Origin of the sequence: Chryseobacterium caseinilyticum (assembly GCF_014837145.1) — a bacterium.
Taxonomy (GTDB): domain Bacteria; phylum Bacteroidota; class Bacteroidia; order Flavobacteriales; family Weeksellaceae; genus Chryseobacterium; species Chryseobacterium caseinilyticum.
The window spans coordinates 338,458-364,408 of sequence record NZ_JACYFS010000003.1; the positions used below are offsets into that span (position 1 = coordinate 338,458).

General features: G+C 36.8%; 28 protein-coding genes and 2 pseudogenes. 15 read left to right on the forward strand and 15 right to left on the reverse strand.

What is annotated here, in order from left to right; genetic code table 11:
- Positions 1-25: 25 nt before the first annotated feature.
- Positions 26-379: a hypothetical protein gene (locus IC610_RS12230; protein WP_191737110.1), complete on the reverse strand. Its 354-nt coding sequence runs from the start codon at positions 377-379 to the stop codon at positions 26-28.
- A gap of 140 nt (positions 380-519) precedes the next feature.
- Between IC610_RS12230 and IC610_RS12235 the strand changes: the two genes are divergently transcribed.
- From IC610_RS12235 to IC610_RS12245, 3 genes are all read left to right on the forward strand, one after another.
- Complete coding sequence (locus IC610_RS12235) at positions 520-711, forward strand: hypothetical protein (RefSeq protein ID WP_056083402.1); 192 nt, start codon at positions 520-522, stop codon at positions 709-711.
- Between the two features lie 144 nt (positions 712-855).
- Positions 856-1,899, forward strand: coding sequence for a PA0069 family radical SAM protein (locus tag IC610_RS12240; protein WP_191737111.1), 1,044 nt, complete (start codon positions 856-858; stop codon positions 1,897-1,899).
- A 66-nt stretch (positions 1,900-1,965) separates the two neighbouring features.
- Positions 1,966-2,568: a Uma2 family endonuclease gene (locus IC610_RS12245; protein ID WP_191737112.1), complete on the forward strand. Its 603-nt coding sequence runs from the start codon at positions 1,966-1,968 to the stop codon at positions 2,566-2,568.
- 45 nt (positions 2,569-2,613) lie between these two features.
- On the opposite strand, the gene IC610_RS12250 is transcribed toward IC610_RS12245, so the two are convergent.
- Together IC610_RS12250 and IC610_RS12255 are read right to left on the reverse strand one after the other, a co-directional pair.
- Entirely contained in the window at positions 2,614-3,564 is a 951-nt protein-coding gene (locus IC610_RS12250) for an isopenicillin N synthase family dioxygenase (protein WP_191737113.1), read from the reverse strand.
- A 205-nt stretch (positions 3,565-3,769) separates the two neighbouring features.
- Positions 3,770-4,042 (reverse strand): annotated as a pseudogene (locus IC610_RS12255) (GIY-YIG nuclease family protein); the annotation flags it as partial.
- 255 nt (positions 4,043-4,297) lie between these two features.
- Between IC610_RS12255 and menD the strand changes: the two are divergent.
- Entirely contained in the window at positions 4,298-5,965 is a 1,668-nt protein-coding gene (gene menD, locus IC610_RS12260) for a 2-succinyl-5-enolpyruvyl-6-hydroxy-3-cyclohexene-1-carboxylic-acid synthase (protein WP_191737114.1), read from the forward strand.
- A gap of 54 nt (positions 5,966-6,019) precedes the next feature.
- Here the strand turns inward: menD and IC610_RS12265 are convergent, their stop codons facing one another.
- Positions 6,020-6,646 (reverse strand): aminotransferase class IV, encoded by a 627-nt coding sequence (locus tag IC610_RS12265; RefSeq protein WP_191737115.1) that lies wholly within the window; start codon positions 6,644-6,646, stop codon positions 6,020-6,022.
- Positions 6,630-7,574: an aminodeoxychorismate synthase component I gene (locus IC610_RS12270; protein WP_262891692.1), complete on the reverse strand. Its 945-nt coding sequence runs from the start codon at positions 7,572-7,574 to the stop codon at positions 6,630-6,632. The genes IC610_RS12265 and IC610_RS12270 overlap by 17 nt, the downstream gene beginning before the upstream one ends.
- Positions 7,575-7,655: 81 nt before the next feature.
- Between IC610_RS12270 and IC610_RS12275 the strand changes: the two genes are divergently transcribed.
- From IC610_RS12275 to IC610_RS12300, 6 genes are read left to right on the forward strand one after another with little or no spacing between them, the layout of a single operon-like run.
- A complete protein-coding gene (locus IC610_RS12275; RefSeq protein WP_191737117.1) occupies positions 7,656-8,411 on the forward strand; it encodes a DUF2189 domain-containing protein in 756 nt (251 codons plus the stop codon).
- Between the two features lie 54 nt (positions 8,412-8,465).
- A complete protein-coding gene (locus tag IC610_RS12280) occupies positions 8,466-9,185 on the forward strand; it encodes a beta-carotene 15,15'-monooxygenase (RefSeq protein ID WP_191737118.1) in 720 nt (239 codons plus the stop codon).
- Positions 9,186-9,200: 15 nt separating this feature from the next.
- A complete protein-coding gene (locus tag IC610_RS12285; protein WP_191737119.1) occupies positions 9,201-10,286 on the forward strand; it encodes an AI-2E family transporter in 1,086 nt (361 codons plus the stop codon).
- A 3-nt stretch (positions 10,287-10,289) separates the two neighbouring features.
- Complete coding sequence (locus tag IC610_RS12290) at positions 10,290-10,508, forward strand: DUF3820 family protein (protein WP_191737120.1); 219 nt, start codon at positions 10,290-10,292, stop codon at positions 10,506-10,508.
- Positions 10,509-10,562: 54 nt separating this feature from the next.
- Entirely contained in the window at positions 10,563-11,600 is a 1,038-nt protein-coding gene (locus IC610_RS12295) for a glycosyltransferase family 9 protein (protein ID WP_191737121.1), read from the forward strand.
- Positions 11,601-11,620: 20 nt separating this feature from the next.
- Positions 11,621-12,385, forward strand: coding sequence for a lipopolysaccharide kinase InaA family protein (locus tag IC610_RS12300; protein WP_191737122.1), 765 nt, complete (start codon positions 11,621-11,623; stop codon positions 12,383-12,385).
- Here the strand turns inward: IC610_RS12300 and uvrB are convergent.
- From uvrB to IC610_RS12320, 4 genes are all read right to left on the reverse strand, one after another.
- Complete coding sequence (uvrB, locus tag IC610_RS12305; protein ID WP_191737123.1) at positions 12,382-14,373, reverse strand: excinuclease ABC subunit UvrB; 1,992 nt, start codon at positions 14,371-14,373, stop codon at positions 12,382-12,384. The genes IC610_RS12300 and uvrB overlap by 4 nt on opposite strands.
- 102 nt (positions 14,374-14,475) lie before the next feature.
- Positions 14,476-14,898: a hypothetical protein gene (locus tag IC610_RS12310; RefSeq protein ID WP_191737124.1), complete on the reverse strand. Its 423-nt coding sequence runs from the start codon at positions 14,896-14,898 to the stop codon at positions 14,476-14,478.
- A 5-nt stretch (positions 14,899-14,903) separates the two neighbouring features.
- Positions 14,904-16,739: a M56 family metallopeptidase gene (locus tag IC610_RS12315; RefSeq protein ID WP_191737125.1), complete on the reverse strand. Its 1,836-nt coding sequence runs from the start codon at positions 16,737-16,739 to the stop codon at positions 14,904-14,906.
- Positions 16,740-16,741: 2 nt separating this feature from the next.
- Positions 16,742-17,113 (reverse strand): BlaI/MecI/CopY family transcriptional regulator, encoded by a 372-nt coding sequence (locus IC610_RS12320; protein WP_191737126.1) that lies wholly within the window; start codon positions 17,111-17,113, stop codon positions 16,742-16,744.
- A gap of 109 nt (positions 17,114-17,222) precedes the next feature.
- On the opposite strand from IC610_RS12320, the gene IC610_RS12325 reads away from it, so the two are divergent.
- Complete coding sequence (locus IC610_RS12325) at positions 17,223-18,422, forward strand: PQQ-dependent sugar dehydrogenase (RefSeq protein WP_191737127.1); 1,200 nt, start codon at positions 17,223-17,225, stop codon at positions 18,420-18,422.
- 66 nt (positions 18,423-18,488) lie between these two features.
- On the opposite strand, the gene IC610_RS12330 is transcribed toward IC610_RS12325, so the two are convergent.
- The 4 genes from IC610_RS12330 to miaE all read right to left on the reverse strand — a co-directional run bounded on the left by IC610_RS12330 (position 18,489) and on the right by miaE (position 22,143).
- Complete coding sequence (locus tag IC610_RS12330; RefSeq protein WP_191737128.1) at positions 18,489-19,646, reverse strand: pyridoxal phosphate-dependent aminotransferase; 1,158 nt, start codon at positions 19,644-19,646, stop codon at positions 18,489-18,491.
- Between the two features lie 3 nt (positions 19,647-19,649).
- Positions 19,650-20,735 carry an FAD-dependent oxidoreductase gene (locus IC610_RS12335; protein ID WP_191737129.1) on the reverse strand — a complete coding sequence of 362 codons (1,086 nt, stop codon included), beginning with the start codon at positions 20,733-20,735 and terminating at the stop codon, positions 19,650-19,652.
- Positions 20,736-20,934: 199 nt separating this feature from the next.
- Positions 20,935-21,552: a DUF502 domain-containing protein gene (locus tag IC610_RS12340; RefSeq protein ID WP_191737130.1), complete on the reverse strand. Its 618-nt coding sequence runs from the start codon at positions 21,550-21,552 to the stop codon at positions 20,935-20,937.
- Positions 21,553-21,561: 9 nt separating this feature from the next.
- Positions 21,562-22,143: a tRNA-(ms[2]io[6]A)-hydroxylase gene (miaE, locus tag IC610_RS12345; protein WP_056083466.1), complete on the reverse strand. Its 582-nt coding sequence runs from the start codon at positions 22,141-22,143 to the stop codon at positions 21,562-21,564.
- 135 nt (positions 22,144-22,278) lie between these two features.
- On the opposite strand from miaE, the gene IC610_RS12350 reads away from it, so the two are divergent.
- The gene (locus tag IC610_RS12350) at positions 22,279-22,515 is read left to right on the forward strand and encodes a hypothetical protein (protein WP_191737131.1); all 237 of its coding nucleotides are present in this window, start codon (positions 22,279-22,281) and stop codon (positions 22,513-22,515) included.
- Between the two features lie 34 nt (positions 22,516-22,549).
- Here the strand turns inward: IC610_RS12350 and IC610_RS12355 are convergent, their stop codons facing one another.
- Positions 22,550-23,638, reverse strand: coding sequence for an acyltransferase family protein (locus tag IC610_RS12355; protein ID WP_191737132.1), 1,089 nt, complete (start codon positions 23,636-23,638; stop codon positions 22,550-22,552).
- Positions 23,639-23,720: 82 nt separating this feature from the next.
- Here IC610_RS12355 and IC610_RS12360 point away from each other — a divergent pair, with 82 nt between their 5' ends.
- The 3 genes from IC610_RS12360 to rpmA all read left to right on the forward strand — a co-directional run bounded on the left by IC610_RS12360 (position 23,721) and on the right by rpmA (position 25,353).
- Entirely contained in the window at positions 23,721-24,614 is an 894-nt protein-coding gene (locus IC610_RS12360; RefSeq protein WP_191737133.1) for a GLPGLI family protein, read from the forward strand.
- A gap of 78 nt (positions 24,615-24,692) precedes the next feature.
- Positions 24,693-25,067 (forward strand): 50S ribosomal protein L21, encoded by a 375-nt coding sequence (gene rplU / locus IC610_RS12365; RefSeq protein ID WP_056083479.1) that lies wholly within the window; start codon positions 24,693-24,695, stop codon positions 25,065-25,067.
- Between the two features lie 28 nt (positions 25,068-25,095).
- On the forward strand, positions 25,096-25,353 hold the full coding sequence (gene rpmA, locus IC610_RS12370; RefSeq protein ID WP_056083481.1) for a 50S ribosomal protein L27: 258 nt from the start codon (positions 25,096-25,098) through the stop codon (positions 25,351-25,353).
- A 338-nt stretch (positions 25,354-25,691) separates the two neighbouring features.
- Here rpmA and IC610_RS12375 read toward each other — a convergent pair.
- Positions 25,692-25,951 (reverse strand): annotated as a pseudogene (locus tag IC610_RS12375) (DUF5686 family protein); the annotation flags it as partial.

The following is a 25,951-nucleotide window of genomic DNA, read 5'->3' on the forward strand; positions in this document are numbered from 1 at the left end:
CGGATTTAATTTTATAAAATTTTTTTCAGTCAATGCTGAATTCATCGTCTTCTTCTACCGGAATATCTCTTAAAAATTCATCAAATTTATGTCCGGGATAATTGCTTTCTGCGCCATAGGAATCTAAAATAAAACCGATGTTTCTCTCGTGGTCTTTCACTACATAGAGCACGGCACTGTCTGCGGGGTTGCTGTCACCTTCAAAACGGTAGGTTCTTAAAATGGTGAGGTTGATCGGTTCATATGTTCTTTCAGAATTGTCCAGTTTCATATTTCCTTCCTCATCCATTCTGTATTCTCTGTGAATTCCTCTCTGGGCGAGTCTGGTCATTACCTGGCTCAGCGTGGTCATTTGGTCACCTGTATCTTTGTTTTCCATAATAATATTTTTAGTTTCAAACTACAATTATCAAACCACAAAATAAGGATATAAAAATCTGTTCTTTAACAAAATTTATTATTGCCACCATTTCAAAAGGTACATTATTTGCTTTCGTCTAAAACAAAAAATTTCATAATATGAAAAAAGAAGCAGGAATTTTACTTGCAGGAGGAATAGGCCTTCTGGCTGCATTAAGTTTTATCGGAATCAAGAAGATATTGGAAAAAAAACAGAAGAAATACAACGATTACTATGGTGACTATCATAGACATCACGACAGAGTAGATGCCGAAGATGAGCACGGTGTAGAGTATTTTGCTATGAAATAACAAACCGCAGAAGTAGTATACAATTATATTTGTCTTACAATTTCCGGCATTTCCAAATTTTTGGTGTGCCGGATTTTTTTGTGGAAAACTTCAGTCTTAAAACTTATTACTTTATAATATTCCGGTTATATTTTTACAGGAACAATGAAAGACGAAAATATCATAAAAGGCCAGGGAGCACAGCGAAACGTCAACAACCGTTTTGACAGATATACTTTTGAGCCCGATGATGAAGATCTTGAAAATGTAAAAACCACTTTCACGGAAGTCTTTCCCAAGACCATTGTTAATCAAGTCAAAAGCGCCGATTTGCCAATGGAATATTCTATGAATCCTTATCAGGGCTGCGAGCACGGCTGTTCGTATTGTTTTGCAAGACCGACCCATGAATACTGGGGCTACAGTGCCGGAATTGATTTTGAAAGAAAAATCATGGTCAAAAAAAATGCTCCTGAATTGTTGGAGAAATTTTTCAGAAAAAGAGGTTATCAGCCTTTACCCATCTTGCTTTCCGGCAACACCGATTGCTATCAGCCTGCGGAAAGACAGTTTGAAATTACAAGAAAGTTGTTGCAGGTTTGTCTCGACTACAGACATCCTGTAAATATTCTCACCAAAAACGCCTTGGTTCTGCGGGATTTGGATATTCTGAAACCGATGGCTGAACAGAATTTGGTTTCAGTTTCTCTGAGCATTCCCACCATCAACGAAGAATTACGTCGAAAAATGGAACCGAGAACAAGTTCAGCAAAAAATAAGCTGAAAGCTGTAGAAATTCTGTCTCAAAACGGAATACCTACTCACGTGATGGTCGCGCCAATTATTCCGGGATTGAACAGTGATGAACCATTGGGTATTTTAAAAGCAATTTCTGAAGCGGGAGCTCAAAGTTTCGGTTATACTTTGGTGAGATTAAATGATTCTGTAGAACCCGTTTTCGTCAAATGGATTGAAACTGCTTTTCCCGACAGAGCCCAAAAGGTTTTAAATTTAATCAGATCAATGCGCGGCGGAAAACTGGGTGAAAAGAAATATTTCGACAGGCAGAAAGGTGAAGGCAATATCGCAGAAATGATTCACAACACCTTTAAAATCGGCAGAAAGAAGTTTTTCGAAGGAAAAGAATTTCCCAAACTTTCTACAGATGGTTTTACCGGGACGAGGGAACAGCAGCTGAGGTTGTTTTAGATCTGTTATTAGGATAATTAAAAACCAAGAAGAAGAAATTTTGTACTTTTGAAAAGAAAAAATGTTATGGATAATTATATTACAGATATCAGCTTGTTGGATTTGAATAAAACCTATTCATACGCAGACTATCTGCACTGGAAATTTAAAGAAAGAGTAGAGCTCATCAAAGGTAAAATTCTGAAGATGAGTCCTGCGCCGAATCTCGTACATCAAACGGTATCCAAAAATATCAATATTATTCTGCATCAGTATTTAAACGGAAAAACCTGTCAGTATTTTTATGCTCCGGCGGATGTCGTATTGGTGGATATGAAAAAATCGATGCAGGAAAACAAAGATATTTTTACGGTGGTACAGCCTGATCTTTTTGTGGTTTGTGATCTTCAAAAAATTGCTGACGGCAAAAAATGTGTAGGTGCACCGGATTTGGTTATTGAAATTCTTTCTCCGGGAAATTCTCAGAAAGAAATGGATACAAAATTTGATCTGTATCAGGAAGCAGGAGTTTCGGAATATTGGTTGGTATATCCGGAGGAAAGATCAATTAATATCTTTGTGTTGCAGGAGGGTAAGTATATTGGTTTAAAACCTTTCTCCGACGGTCAGTTGCTTACATCAACACTTTTCCCGGATTTAAAGGTAGAAACCGGCGAAGTATTCCGTTAGAAATTACAACAGAAAAAAACCGAACTGAAAAGTTCGGTTTCAAAATTATTTCTTAATCAATCCCAGTTCAATTAATCTTTCGTGTAAAAATTCTCCGGCGGTTGTATCTTCATACAGCTTAGGATTGTTTTCATCTACACAGTTTTCAAGAGCATTCAGCGACATTTCGCTCACCGGGTGCATGAAGAAAGGTATAGAATATCTTGAAGTTCCCCACAATTCCCTTGGCGGATTGACCACTCTGTGAATCGTAGATTTTAATTTATTGTTGGTATGTCTTGAAAGCATATCTCCAACGTTGATCATCAGTTCGTCCGGTTCTGCAATGGCATCAATCCATTCGCCTTTGTGGTTTTGAACCTGAAGACCTTTTCCCTGAGAACCCATCAGAAGAGTGATCAGGTTGATGTCTCCGTGAGCCGCAGCTCTTACTGCATCATCAGGCTCCTGCGTGATTGGCGGATAATGGATAGGTCTTAAAATAGAGTTTCCTTCTGCGATTTTATCATCAAAATAAAACTCGTCAAGACCAAGATATAATGCCAAGGCTCTCAGAACATATTTACCTGTTTTTTCAAGCATCTGGTAAGCTTCTTTACCTACTTCATTAAATTTTGGAAGCTCGTCTACAACAACGTTGTCAGGATATTCGCTTTTGTATTTGGAGTCATCCGAAACATACTGTCCGAAATGCCAGAATTCTTTAAGGTCACCTTTTTTAAATCCTTTTGCTGTTTCTTTTCCGAAGCCTACATAGCCGCGCTGTCCGCCGATTCCGGGGATTTCGTAGTTTTGTTTGGTTTCTGTGGGAAGTTCAAAGAAGTTTTTTACTTCTCCATAAAGATCGTCTACGAGTTGGTCATCAAGGAAATGTCCTTTTAAGGCAACAAAACCAATTTCTTCGTAAGCTTTTCCGATTTCATTTACAAATTTCTGTTTGCGTTCCGGGTTGTCCGAAAGGAAATCACGCAGGTCTACACTAGGTATTTTATCCATTTTATAGAAATTTTACGTGGGGCTAATTTACAGAATTTTTTAAGCAAATTAAAGTTTCTTTTTAATTGTAGATTAGATAAAAAATCTTATCAACATCGTCATTGCGAGGAACGAAGTAATCTGTTGTACTATGAAAACCAGTGTGAGAGAGCTAGCTTCAGACTTATCATAAATGGAAAAATCTTGTTTTTTTCAATAATACCGCTTAAAATCCCAATCCTAAATTTTCAAATTCCAGTTTTACATCTTCATATAAATCTCTCCATTCTGGATTAAGATAATTGATCAGATTTAGTTTAGCTTGCCTTGAGCCACCTTTTATTTGTTTTTCACGATCGATGGCATCACCAATTTCCTGAAAAGCTTCCCAATAAACCAATTTTGTCAGATTGTATCTGCTGCTGAAAGAATTATTGTAGCGCTTTTCTTTATGTTCACTTATCCTTTGAAGCAGATTAGAGGTGACGCCTACATAAAGTGTATTGTTATTTTAATTTGTCATGATGTAGATAAAACCGGGTTTCATAATACAGAAGATTTATATAAAATTAAACTTTTTACGTGAATGCGAGAAGGAGCGACGAAGCAATCTGTTCAAAGTGCAGAAGCAACATTGTTTAGATTGCTTCGTTCCTCGCAATGACAAAGTAGACTCGCAATGACAATTTCTGCCAAGACAAAAACTCGTTCCAAATCATTTTAAAATTAATTAATTATGAAGTAAATTTGCTCTATGAAAAAATATTCTTCAAAACGCAGTGTGCAGGTTCTTGCACATCTTCTTCAGCAGTACGGGATTTCAGATATTATCATTTCGCCGGGATCGAGAAACGCTCCTTTGGCCATCCATTTTTCTGAAATTGACAGCTTCAACTGTTTCTCGATTGTTGATGAAAGAAGTGCTGCGTTTGTAGGAATGGGTATGGCGATCAGTGAGAAAAAACCTGTTGTAATTACCTGTACAAGTGGTTCGGCAGCGGCCAATTACTATCCTGCGGTAACGGAAGCTTTTTATTCAAATATTCCCCTGTTAATTCTCACGGCAGACCGCCCGACAGACTATACCGATATTTTTGACGGACAGACCATTCGTCAGAACAATCTTTTCCATCAGCATTCTTACGGAGATTTTCAGCTTTTGGAAGATTCCAAAGATGATGCAGAAAATATCAATTCTGAAACGATTAAAAAAGCCATTGAACTTTGTTTTGAGAAAAGAGGTCCCGTTCATATCAATATTCCTCTGGAAGAACCCTTGTATGAGCTTGTCTCTGAACTTCCCACTTTTCCTTCTGTAGAACATACAATCCGTCAGAAAGAATACGAAATGCCATCCAACCTCGCTGCCGACTGGAACACATCTCAGCGTATTATGATCTTGGTGGGAACAAGAGATTACAGTGCCGAACTTGAAAATCAACTGACGCAGCTGGTGAAAAACCATACGGTTGTGGTTCTGTGTGAAACAAATTCAAATCTTTATCACGAGAAATTTTTTAAACATATCGACAGATATATTACAGGTTTTACAGATGAAGATTACAGACAATATGCTCCCGATCTTTTGATTACGGTTGGTCAGAATGTGGTTTCAAAAAGAGTAAAACAGTTTTTAAGAAGCGCCCATCCCAAACAGCACTGGCATCTGGATGAGGTTTGGCAGCCTGACACTTATTTTGCACTGACGCAGAAAATTGAAGTTAAGCCTGAACTGTTTTTTTCAAAACTTTTGAATTTTGCAACGCTTGAACCAAAACCTTATTACAATCTTTGGGATGTTCTGAGGGATAAAAAAGATTTGAAACACGAACAGTATCTTAATCTTGCTGAATACTCAGACTTTTATTTTTTCAATAAAGTTTCGCACAGCGTTCCGGAAAACTATAATATCCATTTCAGCAATTCATCGGCTATTCGTTATGCTCAACTGTTTGATTTCGGAAAGAGAAGAATCTACTGCAACCGCGGAACAAGCGGCATCGACGGAAGTACTTCCACAGCAATGGGCTTTGCCATTAAAAATGAAAAACCAACGCTTCTGCTTACAGGAGATCTGAGTTTTATGTACGACGTTAATGGGCTTTGGAATCAGTATATTCCGCCGTTTACAAGAATTATTATATTCAATAATGGGGAAGGGAATATTTTTAAAATTATTCCGGGACCGGGAAATGCCAACTCGAATACGGTAGATGAATTTATCTCTACAAAACACCACAAAAATGTAGAATTTTTAGCAAAACATTTCGGGTTTTCCTACACAAAAGTGGAAGATGAAATGACGCTCGACCGTGTGATGGAAAATTTCTTTAAAGCCGATATTCAGCCAAAAATTCTGGAAGTGGTCACAGCAGGTAAAAGCAATGCTGATATTTTGAAAACTTATTTTAAATCTTTGTAGTTTCCAGGTTGAGGTTAAGGTTGAGTCTGAGATTAAGAATTAAAAATTTTAAGTTTACAAATCCAGATAATCCTCGCTTCCTGGAAGGTTGACGATTTTGTCGATCGGATAAATGAACATATCATCAAAATCATTCATTGCATTAATGAGCTGAAAATGAGAAAAGTCTTTCAGGTTTTGTAAAGTGATTTCTGTTTCTTTTATTTTTTTGGATTTAAGCAAATGCTGACGCTGAACTCCATTTAAAAGATATGTTGTCGGTGTAAACCAGTCTTTCCCTTTTTTAAATAAAATATTGGAAAAAGAAGTATCGGTGATGTGGTTGTTTTTTACAATAATAATCTCTTCAGACCGTGATTTCATTTTCATTTTATCGAGTTCCTTACGGTCTTCAAATTTAAATGAATAGTCGTAGCTGTTGTTTTCCACCAACTGAAAAGTGTGAATTTCCGGTATCGCATACGGAATCATTTGGGTGCGGATTTTTTTGTCTAAATCATAAACCAGACGCAATTTGTATAAGCCGTCTTCATTGTGCTGCAGATGCTTAAAAATCTTCTGAAGGTCTATGGGATCGCTTTTCCCGAAGTGAGAAAAAGTACCGTTGATTCTTTTCTGATGAAGATCGGCAAGAAAAATTTTCTGGTCTTCTACTTTTATGCTTTCAATGAATTGGGACATAGATTTTGTTTTTCATTTCTTCGTACTCGTCTTCTAATTTGCTCATGTGCGTAATTCCGCCACCACTTTTAAAATATAGTTTCCCGTTTTCCTTTTCAATAAAACGGATCATCACGCAGCTGTCGAGGTTTTCACCGTCAAACCAGCCAGAAACGCCGGTGTAAAAACCTCTGTTGAAACCTTCTGCTTCCAGAATGATTTCTAAAGTTTTGGGTTTTGGAGCTCCTAATATTGAGCCTGCAGGCAGAAGTTTCTGCATAATGCTTCCAGTTTTGCCCCGGAATTCCGGCTTCAGATTACCTGATATTTCTGAACTCATGGCAAAAAGATCCTTCTGTTTTGTCTTCAGAAAATCGATAAACTGAAATTTGTCAACCGTTACGTCATCAGCAACCATGCTTAAATCGTTTCTCAACAGATCTACGACGGTGTAATGCTCTGCTTTTTCTTTAGGATCATTTTTCAAAACTTCTGCGGCATTGTCTAAAGATGCATCGATAGTACCTTTCATCGGATACGTATAAATTTTACCGTTGATTATTTTGACGAAAGTTTCAGGAGAAAAAAATACGAAAAAATCTTCAGATAACACCTTATATTTTGCCTGAGAATGATAGAAAATTTCCTCTAAACTGAGGTTGGTCGCTATCTCTGTTTTTCTTGTGTAATTGGTTAAGTATGAGTTTCCTAGCCTTAGGTTATTCTGTACGTGAACGAAGCCTTTTTTAAATTCTTCCACGGTTTCAGGAAAAGATTTAAAATCAGTTTTTGTAGTTAGGTCATCTTTCTGTTTTGCGTTTGAAAAGGATTGAAAATCAATCAACAAGCCTGAATTGTCAAGTTCGCTTTCAGTGTAAACCAAAATATTTTCACAAAGAAAATCGGTCATGAAAAAAAACGGAACTTTCTTCTCTGAAAGTTCATCCATTCTTTTAAAATTTGGATGATTTGCCAAAAACATTCCGCAAAAGTAGTTATTGATGTTTACTTTTGCATAAAATTTTTTCTGATGCAGCAACAATATCCCCAAAAAGCGGGAATCGATCTTATTTTAAAGCAGGCATTTTCTTACTGGAGCAAGACTTTGGGTTTACAGGTAATGTTTTCGATTATTTATTTTGGAATTTACTTCACTGTATTTTATTATTTAGGAACTAAATATAATGTAATTGAAAACTTACTTACGGCTTACATTAATTATCAGAATGTTGGCAAAAGCGGTCTTGAAGATTTCCAGACAGATGTAGCTACTGTTTTTGATAGTGAGGGTTTTCAGTATTTCATTTTAGGAATGATGGCGGTGAGAATTTTTCTTTATCCTCTAAACATAGGATTTTACCAAATTTACAGGAAGATGGATTTGAATGAAGAGGTTGGACTTAATGATCTGTTTGCAGGATACATCGGAATTAACTTCTTTAAATTCATAAGTTTCTATATTTTCTGGGTTTTTCTTTACACCATTATCGGGAAGACATTTGTTTTGCCTGTAATCTGGGTGATGCTCACTATTTTTGCGGCTCCGCTGATGTTTTTTGAAAATAAAAGAATCATCGAAATTCTAGGAATAGGCTGGAAGGCTTTAAAGACCAATTTTCTGGAAATTTTTGTCTGCGTTTTGGTGGCAGTAATTTTCTGCTATGCCGGTTTTATCGTTTTTTTCTTCGGTATTCTTTTCACTTTCCCTTTTTGGAATGCTATAATCTATTCACTTTACAAAAATATTTTTGGGCAGGAGAAAAAAGATTTAGATCCGGCAGAGTAATTTTTTATGGTGAAAATAATTTATATTTGAGTAACCATAAAAATATGAATAGCTATGTCTCAGTTTGACGAATTTGACCAGAAAGGTTCCAGTCCGGAAAGAAGCACGGGCTCTATTATTTCGCATGCGTTTGAAATCTATAAAGGCATTTTTCTCTACGCGTTTGTTATAATGATCATTTACATCATCGGAGATTTTTTACTGCAACTTCTTACCGGATTTAATGTTTGGGGAGATTATGATGATTTCAGCAATTTCACCAGACCAAAAGATGAGTTTTGGGATAAGCCAGGTTTCGGTTTATACTATTCATTTTCCAGTTTTTGGAATATTTTGCTGGCACCTTTACACCTTGGTCTTATTTATATTGCAAATAAATTTAATAATAAACAGACTGTAGAATTTTCAGATTTATTTATCGGTTTTCGTCAGAATTTAGGTCAGACTTTACTCTACAGTTTGATTACGAATATTATTTTTGCCATCTCTGCAGCATTATGCGGATTGCCGTTTTTCTTTGTATACCCGCTGTTTATGCTGGGTTTACCCTTTCTTTTATTCGAAAATCTGTCAGCTGTTGACGCCATCAGTAAAACGTATGCAATTGCCAAAGAAGATTACGGAACTTTTCTCGGAACAGGGCTTTTAGGTATTTTAATCAGCGTTCTGGGATTTGTTCTCTGCTGTATTGGTATAATATTTACATTGCCCTTTATTTATGTCGTAATGTATTCCATGTACTGTGCGTATTGTGGAAAGCCAAGACAAATTTAATCTAAATTAAAAGCCATGAATAAAGATCAACAGATTAGCGGTATTAAAATTAAACAGGTATTCCTTTTAGCAATCATTATTACTATGGTTGCTTTGATTTGTTTTAATCTTGCCTTATTTATCCCGTCCGTTTTGGGAGCCATCACGATTTACGTCGTGTGCAGAAAGTATAATTTTTATCTGCAGGAAGAGAGGAAATGGAAGCCCTGGGCATCTGCTCTGGTTTTGATGCTAGCAAGTGTTATCGTGATCGTTTTGCCGGTTTATTTTATCGCGGATCTTCTTATTGAAAAACTGGGAAATGCGCAGGCGTACATGACCAAGTTCAATGTATTCATAGATAAAATTCACGATTTTGTGTACAGCAAAACGAAAATTGATATTCTGAGCAAAGAAAATATGAATAAGCTGAAAACCACGGCCGGCAGATTTTCTACCTCTGCATTAAGCGGCACGGTAAATACGCTTACGGTGATTATGTCGATGTATTTCATTCTGTATTTTATGTTTGAAAAGCCACGGTTATTCGAAAGAATTTTAGGTTCAGCAGCTCCTTTAAAAAGATCAAACGTATCGCTGATTGGCGAAAAAATGCGTAAACTGATTATGGCAAATGCGATTGGAATTCCGGTTGTTGCTTTGGGTCAGGGGATTATTGCATTGATTGGCTATTTCATTTTCGGAGCACCGAGTCCTGTACTTTTGTTTGCGCTTACGGCGGCTGCTTCGATGATTCCGGTGGTTGGAGCGGCAATTATTTACGTTCCAATCTGTATTTTTATGATTGCTGAAGGAAATACAGGAGCAGGTCTTGGGCTAGCTGCCTATTGTGTAATTGTGGTGGGCGTTACAGATAATTTACTGAGATTTACTCTGCTTAAAAAACTGGAAGATATTCACCCTTTAAATACTGTTTTCGGGATTATCATGGGGATGAATCTTTTCGGATTTATGGGATTGGTATTCGGTCCGATCATGGTTTCTTTAACTTTGCTTTTAATTCAGGTGTACAGAAACGAATTTTCTGAGGATGATTCCAAAGAAATTCTGCTTTCCGATAAAGATGAAGAACTCGAAAATAAAATTGACTTGATTGTTTAATACATGGAAGGATTAAGGCCTGAAATACTTCAGGAAATATGCGTAGTAAAGATGCCTTTTGGTAAATATAAAGGAACTATTTTAGCCGATATTCCGGTAAATTATCTGGAATGGATGCACAAAAAAGGAATGCCGGCGGGCAAATTAGGAATGCAGCTTTCAACGGTGTACGAAATTAAAATCAATGGACTAACAGATTTGCTGCGGCCTTTGAGGAATTAATTAGATTCATTCAAGATTATTTACGACCTTTGCACGTTGATCTTATTTTTCTAAATGAAAGTATCTAAAAAAGTAAATACGGCCAGAAGGTCTTTGATGAGAGGTCTTACCAAAAATGTCGGTAAATCTCACGCAGGAGGCATTGTAAAAAGAAATATTCCAATAAAAAAAATATTAATTTCCAGACCCAACCACAGGCTTGGAAATTTACTTCTTCTGTCGCCTTTGGTGCAGGAAGTTATTGACACTTTTCCGGAGGCAAAAATTGATCTTTTTGTAAAAGGTGGAATTACGCCCATTATTTACAAAAATTATAAAAATATAGACCGCATCATTCAGCTTCCCAAAAAACCTTTCAGCAGTTTGTTTCAGTACATTAAAGGTTGGGCAACATTGAAGAGTAGAAAATATGACTTGGTCATCAACGCTAGTTATGGTTCTTCATCTGGGAAGTTGTCAACTTCTATGGCAAGATCAGAGTACAAAGTTTTTGGGGATACGGATGAAAAATTGCAATCTGAATTTTCAGATTACCGTCACGCTGCGAAAAATTCAATTTATAGCCTGAGAGATTTCTTAAGTCAGTTGGATATCGACAGAAGCGGTTCTAAAATTCCTGATTTAGATATAAAATTAAGCGAAGCTGAAATTGAAGAAGGAAAAGAGAAGCTGAACAATCTTGTAAAAAATGACAGGAAATCGATCTGTCTTTTTACCAACGCAACCGGAGCAAAATGTTACTCCGAAGAATGGTGGAATGCCTTTTACGAAAAGCTGGAAACGGCATTTCCCAATTACAATATCGTAGAACTTTTACCGGTAGAAAATATCTCTAAAATTAATTTCAGTGCGCCGTCTTTTTACAGCAAAGACATCCGTGAAATGGGTGGATTTATTACCAATTGTGAAGTTTTTATTGCCGCAGATAATGGTGTAATGCATTTGGCAAGTGCGGTAAATACACCAACGGTTGGTCTTTTCATGGTTACTGAAGAAGAAGTGTACAAACCTTATAATGAAGCAAGTTTTGCGGTTAATACCAATGAGCATTCTACTGATGAAATTATCAACCACCTGAAAAATATTCTGTAACAAATTAAGAAACGTTGATTATGAAAAGTTTTTATGCCGATGGTTTCCGTCATGTCGAGACTAAAATTTTAAATGTTTTAAAAAATTTTAAAACGGGTGGAATTCTTATTGGTCCCGGAAGCAGAAATGTGGTTAAAATCTTTGATATTGATGGAGAAAGATTCAATTTTAAATCCTTTAAGCAGCACAACGTTATAAACCGACACGTTTATAAATATTACAGAAAATCTAAGGCAAAAAGGTCTTTTGAATATGCACAGCTTCTTTTAAGCAAAGGTTTTCATACACCTGAACCTGTTGCCTACATTGAAAACTTTGACTTTTGGGGCGTGACATCAAGTTATTACATCAGCCGTCAACTCGAAGATTCTCCAACTTTGATGGAAGTTATTGTGAACCAGTCGTTTCCGGAGAGAGAGAAAATCATCCGTGAATATGCTCAGTTAATATTTCGTCTGCATGAGGAGGGATTTGAATTTTTAGACAATGCACCGGGAAATTTCATCATCAAAAATGAGAGTGGAAGAAGTCAGTTCTATATGGTCGATCTCAACAGAATGAGCTTCCATCAGGAGATGAATTTAGATAAGAGATTAAAAAACTTTGCGCGTTTAACATCTGATTCCGAAGTGATTAGAATGATCAGTGATGAGTATGCACAACTTGTCGGATCATCGGGCGATTACTGCTTCAACAGAATCACCGAAGCCATCAACGGAATGGTTCGTAAACGGAAAATGAAAAAAATTCTTAAGTTTTATAAGTTTTTGCTTCCAAAACGTTAGTTTTTCAACGCTTCAATTTCATCACGCAGTTTTGCAGCTTTTATAAAGTCTAAATTTTTCGCAGCAGCCTCCATTTCCTTTTGTTTCTGTGAAACAATTTTTGCCACATCTTCGGTAGAATAATTCGCTTTGGTTTCAGCAACTTTTTGTGTAATCTCTTTCTGAGTATATTTTTCATCAGGGAAATCTTTGCTTCTTCCCACAAGATTTTCAGAAATCTTCTTGTTTAAAGCTGTCGGAACTTTTCCGTGTTCCTGATTGTAAGTCATCTGCTTAGCACGACGGTACTCAGTTTCATCCAAAGTAGCCTGCATTGATTTTGTGATCTTATCGGCATACATGATGGCTCTTCCGTTGATGTTTCTTGCAGCACGGCCAACGGTTTGGATCATCGATCTTCGGCTTCTCAGCATTCCTTCTTTATCAGCATCCAAAATGGCAACTAAAGACACTTCAGGTAAATCTAAACCTTCTCTCAATAAATTGACACCAATCAGCACATCAAAAAGTCCGACACGGAGATCGTGCATAATCTGAATACGCTCCAAAGTCTCCACGTCAGAGTGAATGTAACGCGTTCTGATGCTGAATTTTGTGAAATACTTGGTAAGCTCTTCCGCCATTTTCTTGGTTAAAGTTGTCACCAAAACCCTCTCATCCAATTCAGCTCTTTTATTAATTTCTTCCATCAAATCATCGATCTGATTTAAAGAAGGTCTGATTTCAATAATAGGATCCAAAAGTCCGGTTGGACGGATGATCTGCTCAATATATTCGCCACCGGTTTTCTCCAGTTCATAATCTGCCGGAGTTGCGGAAACATAAATGACCTGATTCTGTATCGCTTCAAATTCTTCAAACTTCAAGGGACGGTTATCCATCGCAGCGGGAAGACGGAAACCATATTCTACAAGTGCTTCTTTACGGCTTCTGTCGCCACCGTACATGGCATGAACCTGCGGAACAGTAACGTGACTTTCGTCAATCACCATCAGATAATCTTTCGGGAAATAATCTAAAAGACAAAACGGTCGTGATCCTGGCAATCTTCCGTCTAAATATCGCGAATAGTTTTCAATTCCTGAGCAGTAGCCAAGTTCTTTAATCATTTCAAGATCGAGTTCGGTTCTTTCCTGAAGTCTTTTGGCTTCCAGAGGTTTTTCAATTGAACCAAAAAAATCAACCTGCTTCACCATGTCATCCTGAATATTTCTGATGGCTCCGTTCAAAGTTTCCTTTGAAGTCACAAAAAGATTGGCAGGATAAATCTGGATAGATTCAAAATTGGACGTTACATTTCCTGAAACCGGATCAAAACTCTGAATTTTTTCAATTTCGTCTCCAAAAAACTGTACTCTGATTCCGTTGTCGGCATAAGCTGGAAAGATGTCAATCACATCACCTTTCACCCTAAACGTACCTCTCTGGAACTCGCTTAGCGTTCTGGAATACAGTGCATTAACCAAAGAATGAAGCAGTGCGGTTCTCGTAGTTTTCTCACCAATTTCCAAAGAAATCAGTGATTTATGAAATTCTGCAGGGTTTCCGACACCGTAAATGCATGATACTGAAGCAACAATCAAAATATCTCTTCTTCCTGAAAGTAAACTTGCAATTGCCGAAAGACGCAGCTTTTCAACTTCTTCGTTGATGCTTAAGTCTTTCTCGATATACGTTCCTGAGCTGGCAATGTAGGCTTCAGGTTGGTAGTAATCATAGTAGCTTACAAAATATTCAACGGCATTTTCAGGGAAGAATTCTTTAAACTCCATAAAAAGTTGGGCCGCCAAAGTTTTGTTGTGGGCCAGAACCAGAGTCGGCCGCTGCACATTATTCACAACATTGGCAACGGTAAATGTTTTACCCGAACCGGTAACTCCTAAAAGCGTCTGATATTTTTCACCAATTTCAACGCCGCCTGTCAGTTTTTCTATTGCTGTAGGCTGATCTCCTGTAGGTTGATATTCTGATTGAAGTTTGAATTGCATTGAACAAATTTAGGAAATAAAAACGTTTAAGCAGAAGCGCGGGATCATAATACTTTTAGAAATGAAAAAAGCATCCCGAAAAAATCAGGACACTTTTAAAAATCATAAATTTCTCAAACCTTTCAGAAGAAATTTCTTATTACTTTCATGGCAGGAATCATTTACTGCAACTGTAAAATGTCTGTTCCCGATGATGCTGTCTTTATAGGCGTAGCCTTTCTTTCTTTTTTTATTATCAAGCAAAACATAATAATCTGTCTTGATGTATCGGTCGTCGCCGTAGAAAAGAATGTTTTTAAATTTTGGTTTTTTCTTATTTAATCTTTTGAATTCTTCATCGCTGGATGCAAATTTAAATCCACCAAAACTCACAAATTTCAATTTTAAACTGTCATTGCTCAAGCAGAGATATTGCTGGTCTTCGTAGCAATAGGCTTTTGTGTTATACTGTGAGTATTGACTGAAATTATTTCCGGAGCAACTGTAAATTATGCAGACCAATACGGAAATTGAGAAAAGCCTCATAATATCTATTTTATTGGTGCAGTATTTTCAAACTTCATGGCAAGTGGGAGTTTGTAAACGCTTTTAGCAGGTTTGCCGTTTTCTGTAGCTGGTTTCCAGATTTTTCCGGCAGTCATCAGTTCTGTTACTCGATATGCTTCTTTATTAAATTCACTGTTTGGTCCTGTTACTTTTATATCGGTAGTTTTCCCATTCTCATCAACTGAAATCAAAATGCTCGCTTTAACTGTTCCCGATAATTTTTCAAAAGGCGCCGGATTGAAATTTTCTCCCATTCCTTTTCTCATAAGATCCATACCACCGGGATATTCTGCTGGAGTCTGCTCTACAGTCTGCACAGGTTTTGGCATAGCAACAGGCGGGTATTCGTTTACATTAATATCTTCAGGTTTTATTTTTTTTATTTCAGCTTTGGTTTCTTTGCGCTTCTTAGGTGCAATAGTATCGTTCTGAACCCATTGTTTGTATTCTGCCATATCGACTTTAAATGAAACAGTTATATTTTTTGCGCTGTTATATTTTTTCGCGAATGCTTTTGTGTATAGAATTACCCCGTAATCATATTTTCCATAATCTGGATTTGTAGGAAGAACCTTTAAAATGTAGACATGATAAAAATCCGTGTTTTTATAATTTTTTAAATCTTTATTCTCAACCACTTTACCATCAATACTAATGTTGTAGCGGGAACTCAGAAATTTATTCATCTGATTTATGGTAGGTATTTCTCTGTTTATTTCTGTATATTTCACCCAAATCGGTGCCTCAGTCAGATCCTTAGAATTAAATTTGTCAAATAAGTCAGCTAAATTTACAAGCACTTCCCGCGGAACTTCTTTGGTGAATTTTTCATGATCCCGATTCTTGATTATTTGATCATATTTTTCAATTATTTTAGTGAATTCTTTGTAAGCTTCTGAATGGTTGAGTGATGATTTTATTGGACTAATTTTTATTCCGTAATCACTTTTCAGATCATCGATATTATTGCCATATACTTTTTCAGCAAATACAAACGCAGCAATTGCAAACACAGGTACCGCCAGAAACTTTTTTGCTTTGGCAAACTTTGAATTTTGTTTTGTCATCATAATAAATCGTTTTTTAGTGTTGTTAAAATTAAACTGATGGGTCAGAGGGATATTTTGCTGTTTCAAAACTTCCTGTAAAATCAGTTCCTGATAGTTTTTAATGTTAATATTTTTGTTGATTACTTCTTCGTCTGCCAGAAATTCATGATTGTTGACCATCGCACTTTTATAAAAATAAAAGAAAGGATTGATCCACAAAACGGCTTTTGTTAATTCGATGAAAATCAAATCAAGCGAATGTTTCTGCTGAATGTGAATTTCCTCGTGCATGAAAACTCTGTTGTCAATTCCGGAATTGCTGAAAGATTTTTCAGAAATATAAATGGTATTCCAAAAACTGAATGGTGCGAGATCCTCTTGAAGTAAAACAATATTTTTGCTTTTGTAAATTAATCTTCTTCCCTTTAAACTTTTAATTTTTAAAATTGAGATAATAAATTTTGCCAGAAAAAGTACAGCAATCAAACAGTAAACAGCCAGAATGATCTGATTGAAATCAAAACTGCTTTCTTCGGTGATCTGTTGCGTGAAGACCTGTTGAGGAATTTCCTCTCCGACTACCAAATTTGATTTTTCTTCTTTTAAATTCGGCAACTCAATTGTCAGAAATGGAATTGTAAGTGAAAAAATAACCGAAAAAATCAGGTAAAAACGGTTGAAAACAAATGTCTTTTCCTTTGCCAAAAACCAATGGTACAATCCGAACAGAATTCCTGAGCAGATAACGGTTTTTAATATGAAAGTTTCCATAATTACTTTTTTATCTGTTGGTCTATAATGTCCCGGAGTTCCTTCAGATCTTTCTGCGTCAGTTTGGAATTTGACGTAAAGAACGAAGCAAACTGAGTAACCGAAGAGTTGAAAAAACGGTCAATCATCGTTGTCATTTCATCCTTAAAATATTCGCTTTTTGCTACTTTCGGAAAATATTCTCTTGAGTTTCCGTACAGCGTAAATCCCACCAGATCTTTGTTCTGCATTCTTTTGAGAAGTGTTGCAACTGTTGTAGTGGCAGGTTTTGGAGCGTCATAAGCTTCCAGAATCTCTTTCATGAAAGCTTTCTCTTTTTCCCAGAGAATTTCCATTAAAGTTTTCTCGGAGTCTGTCAGTTTTATTTCATTCATATTCTACAAGTTTATATTTTATTCTACAAATGTAGAGTAAAATATTTATTATGCAAATTTTTATGGCATTATTTTTCGTCTGAATTGTGTAACCCATTAAAAATTAATTATGAACAAGATTTTCTTACCTATTTTATTAGCTTCTGCGACAACCATTGTTTCATGTCAGGGAAAGGGAAAACCCAGTGAACCATCAGCCAAAGAAGAAAAACCCAATACGAACTACAAACCGGCATTTGCCGGACAGACACGCGTTGCTCCGGTAAAAACCACAACACCTTACAACGTTGAAATACTCAATACATCTCTCGGAAAACCGTGGGGTATCATTAACCTTCCGGACGGACGTTTTTTAATTACCGAAAAATCAGGTTTCATCAATGTAGTTTCTACAGACGGTAAAACAGTTTCTAAAATCGAAGGCTTCCCAAAAGTGGATGATAAAGGGCAGGGAGGAATGCTTGATGTTGCCTTAGATCCCGATTTCAAAACAAATAATATGATTTATTTCTGCTACTCTGAACCTTACGGAGACGGAAATCATACAGCAGTTGCCAAAGGCAAATTATCTGCTGACCTGAAAAATATTTCAGAAGTGAAAGTAATCTTCAGAGCAACACCAACATACGATGGTGACAAACATTATGGAAGCCGTCTTCAGTTTGACAAAGACGGAAATCTTTTTGTTAGCACCGGCGAAAGATCTGATAAAGAGACAAGAGTTTATGCTCAGAAAACAGACAATTATTTAGGTAAAATTCTAAAAATTACCAAAGATGGAAAACCTGCTGAGGGAAATCCATTCATTGGAAAAGCCGGTTATAAACCAGAAATCTACGCTTTCGGAATCAGAAGTCCTCAGGGTTTGGCTTTGGATGAAAAAGGACAGCTTTGGGATATTGAAATGGGACCGAGGGGTGGAGATGAAATCAATCTGATCCAGCCCGGAAAAAATTACGGTTGGGGCGATGTAACCTACGGAATTGAGTACAACGGCGACAAAATCAATAACGGAACTACGCAAAAAGCAGGCACTGAACAGCCGGTTTATTACTGGGATCCGGTAGTTTCTCCAAGTGGAGTCACTTTCTACACCGGAAATATTGAAGAATGGAAAAACAATCTTTTCATCGCCTGTCTGAGCGGACAACACATCAACCGAATTATTTTAAAAGACAATAAAGTTGTGGGTGAAGAGCGTCTGTTGTTAGATCAGAAAGAAAGATTCAGAGATGTTTTGAATGGCTCTGACGGAAATCTTTATGGGGTGACGGATAGTGGGAAACTGTATAGGGTTTCTAAGAAATAAATTGTAATAAATTAAAAAGAAGTGGCTGGATCAAAAGATTCAGCCATTTCTTAATTTATTTTTAACTTAAAAACTCTTTAAGATCCTGTTTAGACCCTCTTCCAAAATCTCCTGCGAAGTTGAAAAACAAATCCTCACATGGCCTTCTGCACCTTTTCCAAACCATCTTTCGGAGCCTGGAACAATGGCAACTTTGCCTTGCTTCAGAACGTGTTGTGCGAAAGCATCGCTCGACATTCCATTTTCAATTTTTGGGAAAATTACAAACGTGGCTTCAGGGTGATTTGGCGTTAAAATACCTGAGTTTTTCAGCGTGTTGTATGCAAAATCTCTGTTGCTTTGTAAATGAGCGAGAAAATCATTGAACCACGGTTTAGCTTTATCAATGGCAACACTCGCGGCAATCTGAGATAAAGTAGAAACCCCTTCAATCGTTGAATTAAACTGAGATTTTTCTGTGAAATCATCCAGCAGCTCCTGATCATTGCATAAAACGGCACCGATTCTTAAACCAGCTATTCCGTAAGATTTGGAGAAACCGAAAACGGTGAAACTTTTCTTTTTTGCCGCCTCTGAAACAGAAGAGTAGGTGTTGAATTCTTTTTGATCGTAAACAATATCGCTCCAAATCTCATCGCTCATTACCCAAAGGTCGTGAGCCGCGGCGATTTCAGAGATTTTGATTAAAATTTCTTTTGAGTAAACACGTCCAACCGGATTGTGTGGGTTGCAGATGCTGATCAGTTTTGTTTTTGGGCCGATTAACGAAACCAACATTTCCAAATCGATGTCTCCTGTCTTAGAATCTACCGCGCAAAGTTTAATGTTTCCACCAACAGCATCTACGGTTTTTTTAAATAAAAAATCTACCGGATCAAAAATAATCGCTTCATCACCGGGATTCAGAACATAGTTGGCGACCATGTACATTCCCATCGCAGCACTGTTGACTGCCAAAACATTTTCAGGAGTGAAATTTCCGTTTTTACCGCTGTTAAAGTGTTCTGCAACACTTCTTTTAAACTCGGGCAAACCGGAAAACGGTCCGTAGCTTAAATATCCGTCTTTGATGTATTCAATAATTCCCTGCTCGATAGCAGGAGACATTCTGAAATCAGGATCTGCAGCTGTTAAAGGGATGATGCCGTCTTCAAGGGTTGCCCATCTGCCGTTGTAGGCTTTTCTTTTCAGAGCTTCGAAATTGATATCGTTATTTGTAAACATTTTTTATTTGTATGAAATGGGTAAAGTGTTTTTTGGCTGTTCGCTTAGTGGTAACAGAAACTGGTTCAATAAAATACGGCCGTTGTTGATGTGAATGTCGATCTCCGGTCTTCTTTCTTCCTCATATTTTTTGAAGGTTTCCTGAAGGTCATTTTCTTCTTTTAAAAGCTGGGTTAAGGTGAAAGAATCTTTCAGCGCAGAAGTCACGCCCTGACTTGTGAACGGAATTAAAGGATGCGCAGAATCACCGATAAACACTACATTTTCATGATAGAAAGGATTCAGTTTTTCCAGTTCGTAAACACGCCAGATGTGGGCATTTTCGTAACTTGAACCTTCAATAATTGAAGAAATAAGATCGTTCCAGTCGCCAAAATTGTCAATCATAAACTTTCTGATGCAGTCTGCGGTATAATCTTCATCAATGAAATACTTTGTAATATCAAACTGGCAGTACCAAAGGATTTTCTTAGGTGAAAGCTTCAACACACCGAAGGTTAGACCGCCTTTTTCGTGGTGGAATTTCAGAAAATTGCTTTCAATCTGGCTTGCCAGTTCTTCGTTTTCGATGATGTTAACAACTTCGTTTTCCAAAACCGCTCTCATCGTTTCGTCCTGAAATATTTTTCTTCTGATTCTGCTTCTCGAGCCGTCGGATGCGACCACGATATCAGCTTGTATCACGTTGTTTTCATCAATCTCAATGTTTGCTTTTCCGTTTTCAAAACCTTTAAGTCCGATGGTTGTTTTGTATGAAATTTTATCTGAAGGAATTTCATTGGCGAGAATTTCAATCAACGCACTTCTCGAAACTACAAAAACATCATCCAGATCTTTTTCAGACATGATTTCGCCCGCCTGATTGTAGTGGATGTATTTTTTCAGGAAACTTCCTTTTTTGTAAAGATCATTGATATCAATGATACTTGAAAGATGTTCAATTCCCTCTTTTGGAAGGATAAAACCGTGTCCTTTCAGATCATTTTGAGTTCTTCTTTCGTAGAGATGATAGTCAATATTATTTTTTTCAAGATAATTTGCCATGCTCAAACCGGAAACTCCGGCTCCAATGATTGCAACTTTGCTCATCTTTTTTAATTTAATTGTATTGTTTAGTTTTTATTTAAATTAAATTCTAAATTACAGATAATCATTTAGTTAAATTAAATAATTTCAGTAAATCAGACTTTTTGATTTTTGTAAAGGTTCTTTTTTTGAATTGACAGGAATCCATTTAAAAGAAAAAGAAATAATATCTGAGAGAGTATTATTAAAAAAAGAAGGAAGACTATTCCGGAGCTTTAAAAACATTATCGTCAGAGTGAAAACCTGCCACACCGCCGCTTACTGCAAATTTCATTGCTGTAGCTGCGCTCATTCCCACAACGGGTTTGATGTTTTTTTCTTCAGTGACGATTACCCAGCCCGAAATGGCGTAAGAATGGGGAAGATAGACTGCGACATAATTGTCTTTCTGAACAACGTCCATTTCTCTCTGAGTTAAAAAACCGATTCTCCAGATTTCCGGATTTTCGTTGGTTTTTACCCAAACCGGATCGCTGAATTTCTTTTTGTCACCAACGAATGATGACATCACGTCTTTTGTCGGAGAATAGATATGCTTGATGCCGGGAATTTTTTCTAAAAGTCTGTCTATAGAATCAACAAAAAAGCGCCCTACAACAAACTTGTTTCCTAAAAATCCGAGTAAGGCTGTAACCAAAAGCACAGAAATAAAAACCAATCCCGGAATTTGTTTGGCAACCGACGGAATGATATTATCAATAGACGTAATCACCGACCAGATAACATAAATGGTCAATCCGATAGGTCCAATGATAATTAATCCCTGAAAAAAGTTTTTCAGAAAGATATTGGTTACGCTTTCAAATGTTGGTTTCTTCAATGCTGGTGTTTATCCGTGGATGCTTTCTTTGTTTCCGTAAGATTTTATGATTTTGGCTTCATATTCAAGCCATTCTTCCCATCGTGCATTTACCTGTTCAGGATCACCCAGTTCTCTTGCAAAACCGATGAAAGTGGTATAGTGATTGGCCTCAGAAATCATCAGATCTCTGTAAAATGTTTTTAATTCTTCGTCCTTAATGTTTTCTGTTAAAACTTTAAAACGCTCACAGCTTCTGGCTTCAATCATCGCAGCAAAAAGCATTTTATCAACAATCAGCGTATCTCTGTGACCGCCTTTCTGGATAAAATTGACGAGTTCGTTCACGTAATCATCTTTTCTGGTACGCCCAAAAGTGTAGCCGCGTTTTTTGATGATTTCTAAAACCTGTCCGAAATGTTCCAGTTCTTCCTGCGCAATAAGCAAAAGTTCGGAAATAATATCCGGACGTTCAGGAAGCATCGTGATCAGTCCAATGGCATTGGTGGCGGCTTTTTGCTCGCACCACGCATGGTCTGTCAGGATTTCCTGAAGGTTTCCTTCTGCAATATTGGCCCACCTTGGGTCGGTAGGAAGTTTCAGCTTAAACATGACTAAAAAATTTTGGTAAATTTAATTAATTAAATTAACATCCAATGAAGCTTAACTTTCTATTTTGAAAATCAGATTGCGATAGTGTTGGCATAGAGTTGGTTTAACATATTTTAACAAATAAAAAAATCAACGATGGAAATTTCAGTTATCACAAAAAAAATGCAAAAATTTGCCTTCGCAATGTTGGCATTTTTCCTGAGCATTGCAGCTTCAGCACAGGAAGCAACAGACTCTAAAGTTACAACAACTACAAAAACCACGCACACTGAAGAATGGTATGCAGATCCAACTTATATCATCATAGGTGCAGTTCTGTTCATCGTTCTGATAGCTGTTTTGGTTATGGGTGGACGAAGAAGAAGAGATTAAAATACAAGCAAGTAAAACAAAAAACCGTTCAATATTATTGAGCGGTTTTTTTGCGTAAAAATTCCAGAACATTCCACCCTAGAGCATCAAATTTCTTTAATCCTGCCGAAATGATGAATGCTAAAATGACGTTGAAAATATAAATAATCACCATCAAAAGCCACCACGGCATGGTTTCTTTTAACGGAACAACTAGGAAATAAATCAGGGACGAACTGATACCCTGTCCGAAATAGAAGAAAATGGCGTTTTTACCAATATAAGTCACGAAGTTTTCTTTGGTGATTTTTAAACGGTTGTAGAATACGAAAAGTGTAGTCAGTGAAAACAGAGACCAAATAATGTACGGGATTTTTGGCGGAAATTTCTGCTTGTTGATCTTAAAGAAAATTTCATTCCCGAAATACAGAAACATCCAAACTAATGCTGCGGCAACCACTCCGTAAAGTACAGGAATCATAGTTGTTGGGATTTTTTTGCCTTTCATTCTGTTGGCAACCAAAAAAACCGTCATGTAAAACGCAACGTATCCAACCTGACCATTGGGATATATTTCAGGGAAAATATTAAAGAGTAAAGTTAAAGCGATACAGATTCCAATAAACCAGTTGACATGTTTCGGGAAGAATTTTAAGATTAAAACTCCAAAAACGGTTAAGATAAAATAGACTTTCAGGTACCAGAAGCTTCCCATTACCACAGGAAAAGTATCTGCATTGTTGTACTCGTGTAGATACCAGTTTCCAAGATTCTGCCATTGAGGAACTGTTGAAATGTTTGTGGCGGCGTACTTCGATCCGAAAGTGGAGTAGAAGCTCTGCAGCCATTCGAGTGAAAAGAAAGTGAGTCCGAAAATTTTGAAGAAATAATCTAAAAAGAAAAGCAGCGTCACGAAGATCATGTATGTCACCTGCAGTTTGAGCAATCTGTAAAATGTTTTTTCGATGTTTGATCCCGAGGTAATTCCACTTAGAGCATAAAAAAGTGCCACATCGAAAACCAGTGAAAAGACTCTCACTTCCGGCTGAATATAAAACTGCCCCGACCAGAACGCGGTATGGATGAAAATAATAGAAAGTGTCGCCAGACCTTTCGCAAAATCAATATAAAGATCTCTACTCATCTCAATGTGGAATATTTTTCAAAAGTACAAATAAAATAATTCCGTTAAAATTTCGTTAAGACAAAAATTAAATCAACAAATAATGAAATTAAAAGTATTGTTTCTCATGACATTTTTTGCTGTCATCAATCTTTCAGCGCAGGGAAACCGTTTTATTTACGAATATCAATCAAGAAGAGATTCTACGAGAACCGACAGTCTTAAAAAAGAATTCGTAAATCTTGATATTTTTCCCGGAAAATCTTATTTCTACGGTCAGGCAAAATTTGCAAGTGATTCTGCCGACAATGTTTCGATCGCCCAACAGCGAATTGCGACACCCGGTAATTACAGTATCACTTCAACTATTTATGATTGGAATATCGAATATGTCGTTGAAAAATCTTTTCCGGAGTTCAAAATAAACTGGTTCACATCACTCCAGCGTACCGATTTGAATGTTGAAGAAAAGACAGAAATCAAATGGAATATTTTACCGGTAACTGCAAAAATTGAAAATTACAATTGCCAGAAAGCAACAACGAAATTTGGCGGAAGAACATGGGAGGCGTGGTTTTCCAAAGATTTGCCTTTTCCGGACGGACCGTACAAATTCCATGGTTTGCCGGGATTAATTGTGAAAATGGAAGATCATACGAAATCGCACAGCTATATTTTGAAGGGAAATAAAAAACTCGGAAAGAAAGACCACAGCTGGGACTATATTTTAAGTTTAAGAAAAGAAGCTGAGAATAATGTGAAAAGTGTGAAAGTATCTCAGGAACAGTACAAAAAACTGTATCAGTCTTATAAAAACGATCCCGCAAAGGACATTAAACAGAAACTTTCAAGCCCGAATACAAGGATGGAAGTGAGTTTTGGAGATGGCAGAATTATAAAAGACAATGCAGAAATCATCAAGTATTACGAAGAATCTTTGGGCGAAGTATTTAAAAGAAACAACAATCATCTGGAACTTAGTCTTCACAAAAAATAGAAAATTTCTAAAAATCATCTTGTTAATCAATAAATAATCAGTACATTTGCACCTCGAAATAACTAAAATTTATAAACAATGTTTGCAATTGTAGAAATAGCAGGGCTTCAATATAAAGTTGAGCAAGACCAGAGGCTGTTTGTAAACCGTTTGGCAGGAGATAAGGGAGCGAAAGTATCTTTCGACAAAATTCTTCTTACTGTAAACGGAGCAATCACCGTAGGCGCCCCAGCTGTAAGTGGAATCACTGTAGAAGCAGAGATCCTGGATCACGTAAAAGCTGATAAAGTAATCGTTTTCAAAAAGAAAAGAAGAAAGGGTTATCAGGTAAAGAACGGTCACAGACAGTCATTAACTCAGATCAGAATCACTGGAATCACAGGATTTGACGGAGCTAAAAAAGAAACTAAAGCGAAAAAAGCTCCTAAGACTGAGGAAGCTGGCGCAGAATAATTGTTTAACCAAAAAACCATAAAATAAAATGGCACACAAAAAAGGAGTCGGTAGTTCGAAGAACGGTAGAGAATCTCACTCTAAAAGATTAGGTGTAAAGATTTTCGGTGGACAAGACGCTATCGCGGGTAACATCATTGTAAGACAGAGAGGTACTCAGCACCACCCAGGTGAAAACGTTGGGATCGGTAAAGATCACACTTTGCACGCACTTGTTGACGGGAAAGTAGTTTTCAGAAAGAAAGCAAACAACAGATCATTTGTATCTATTGAACCAAACGCATAATTTAAAAAGCGTTTTATAAAAATAAAATCCTCAGCATTTTTGTTGAGGATTTTTTGTGCTTTGAATTGAATTTTTAGATCGTCTTTTAACACATTAGTCACATCAGATAGTTTTACAAATCTGGCGTTTAATTAGATCACATAAGAAGTGAAAAATCAAAGATTTTTCATTGTGTGGTTTGTTTGCCGACACTTTTTAAATGTATTTTATAATAAATGACAATGGATCATGGACAGAAAAAATTTTAATTTTTTCTATAATGTGTTCTAAAATATGCAGGGAAAAGATAAAAACTCTTTGTGACTCATGTGGTCAAACCTCCAACTAAGTTTTTTCAATTAAAAATAAAACTGAAATCCAGCCTTAATCCCAAATTTGGAAGCATCCGGACGGTCAAGGTAATTTCCTCTCCAATTGAAGTCTACACGGATGATTCTGATGTTTCCGAAGCCGATATTTTCAATCCCGAAACCATATTCATAATAAATCTGCTGATCTGGCGCCGAGTATTTTAAATTGTCAACATTGATATTTTTAGAAGCGTCACTGAGGGTTCCGTAAGCTCCTCTGATGAAAGCGACTTCCCTTAACTTCAGTT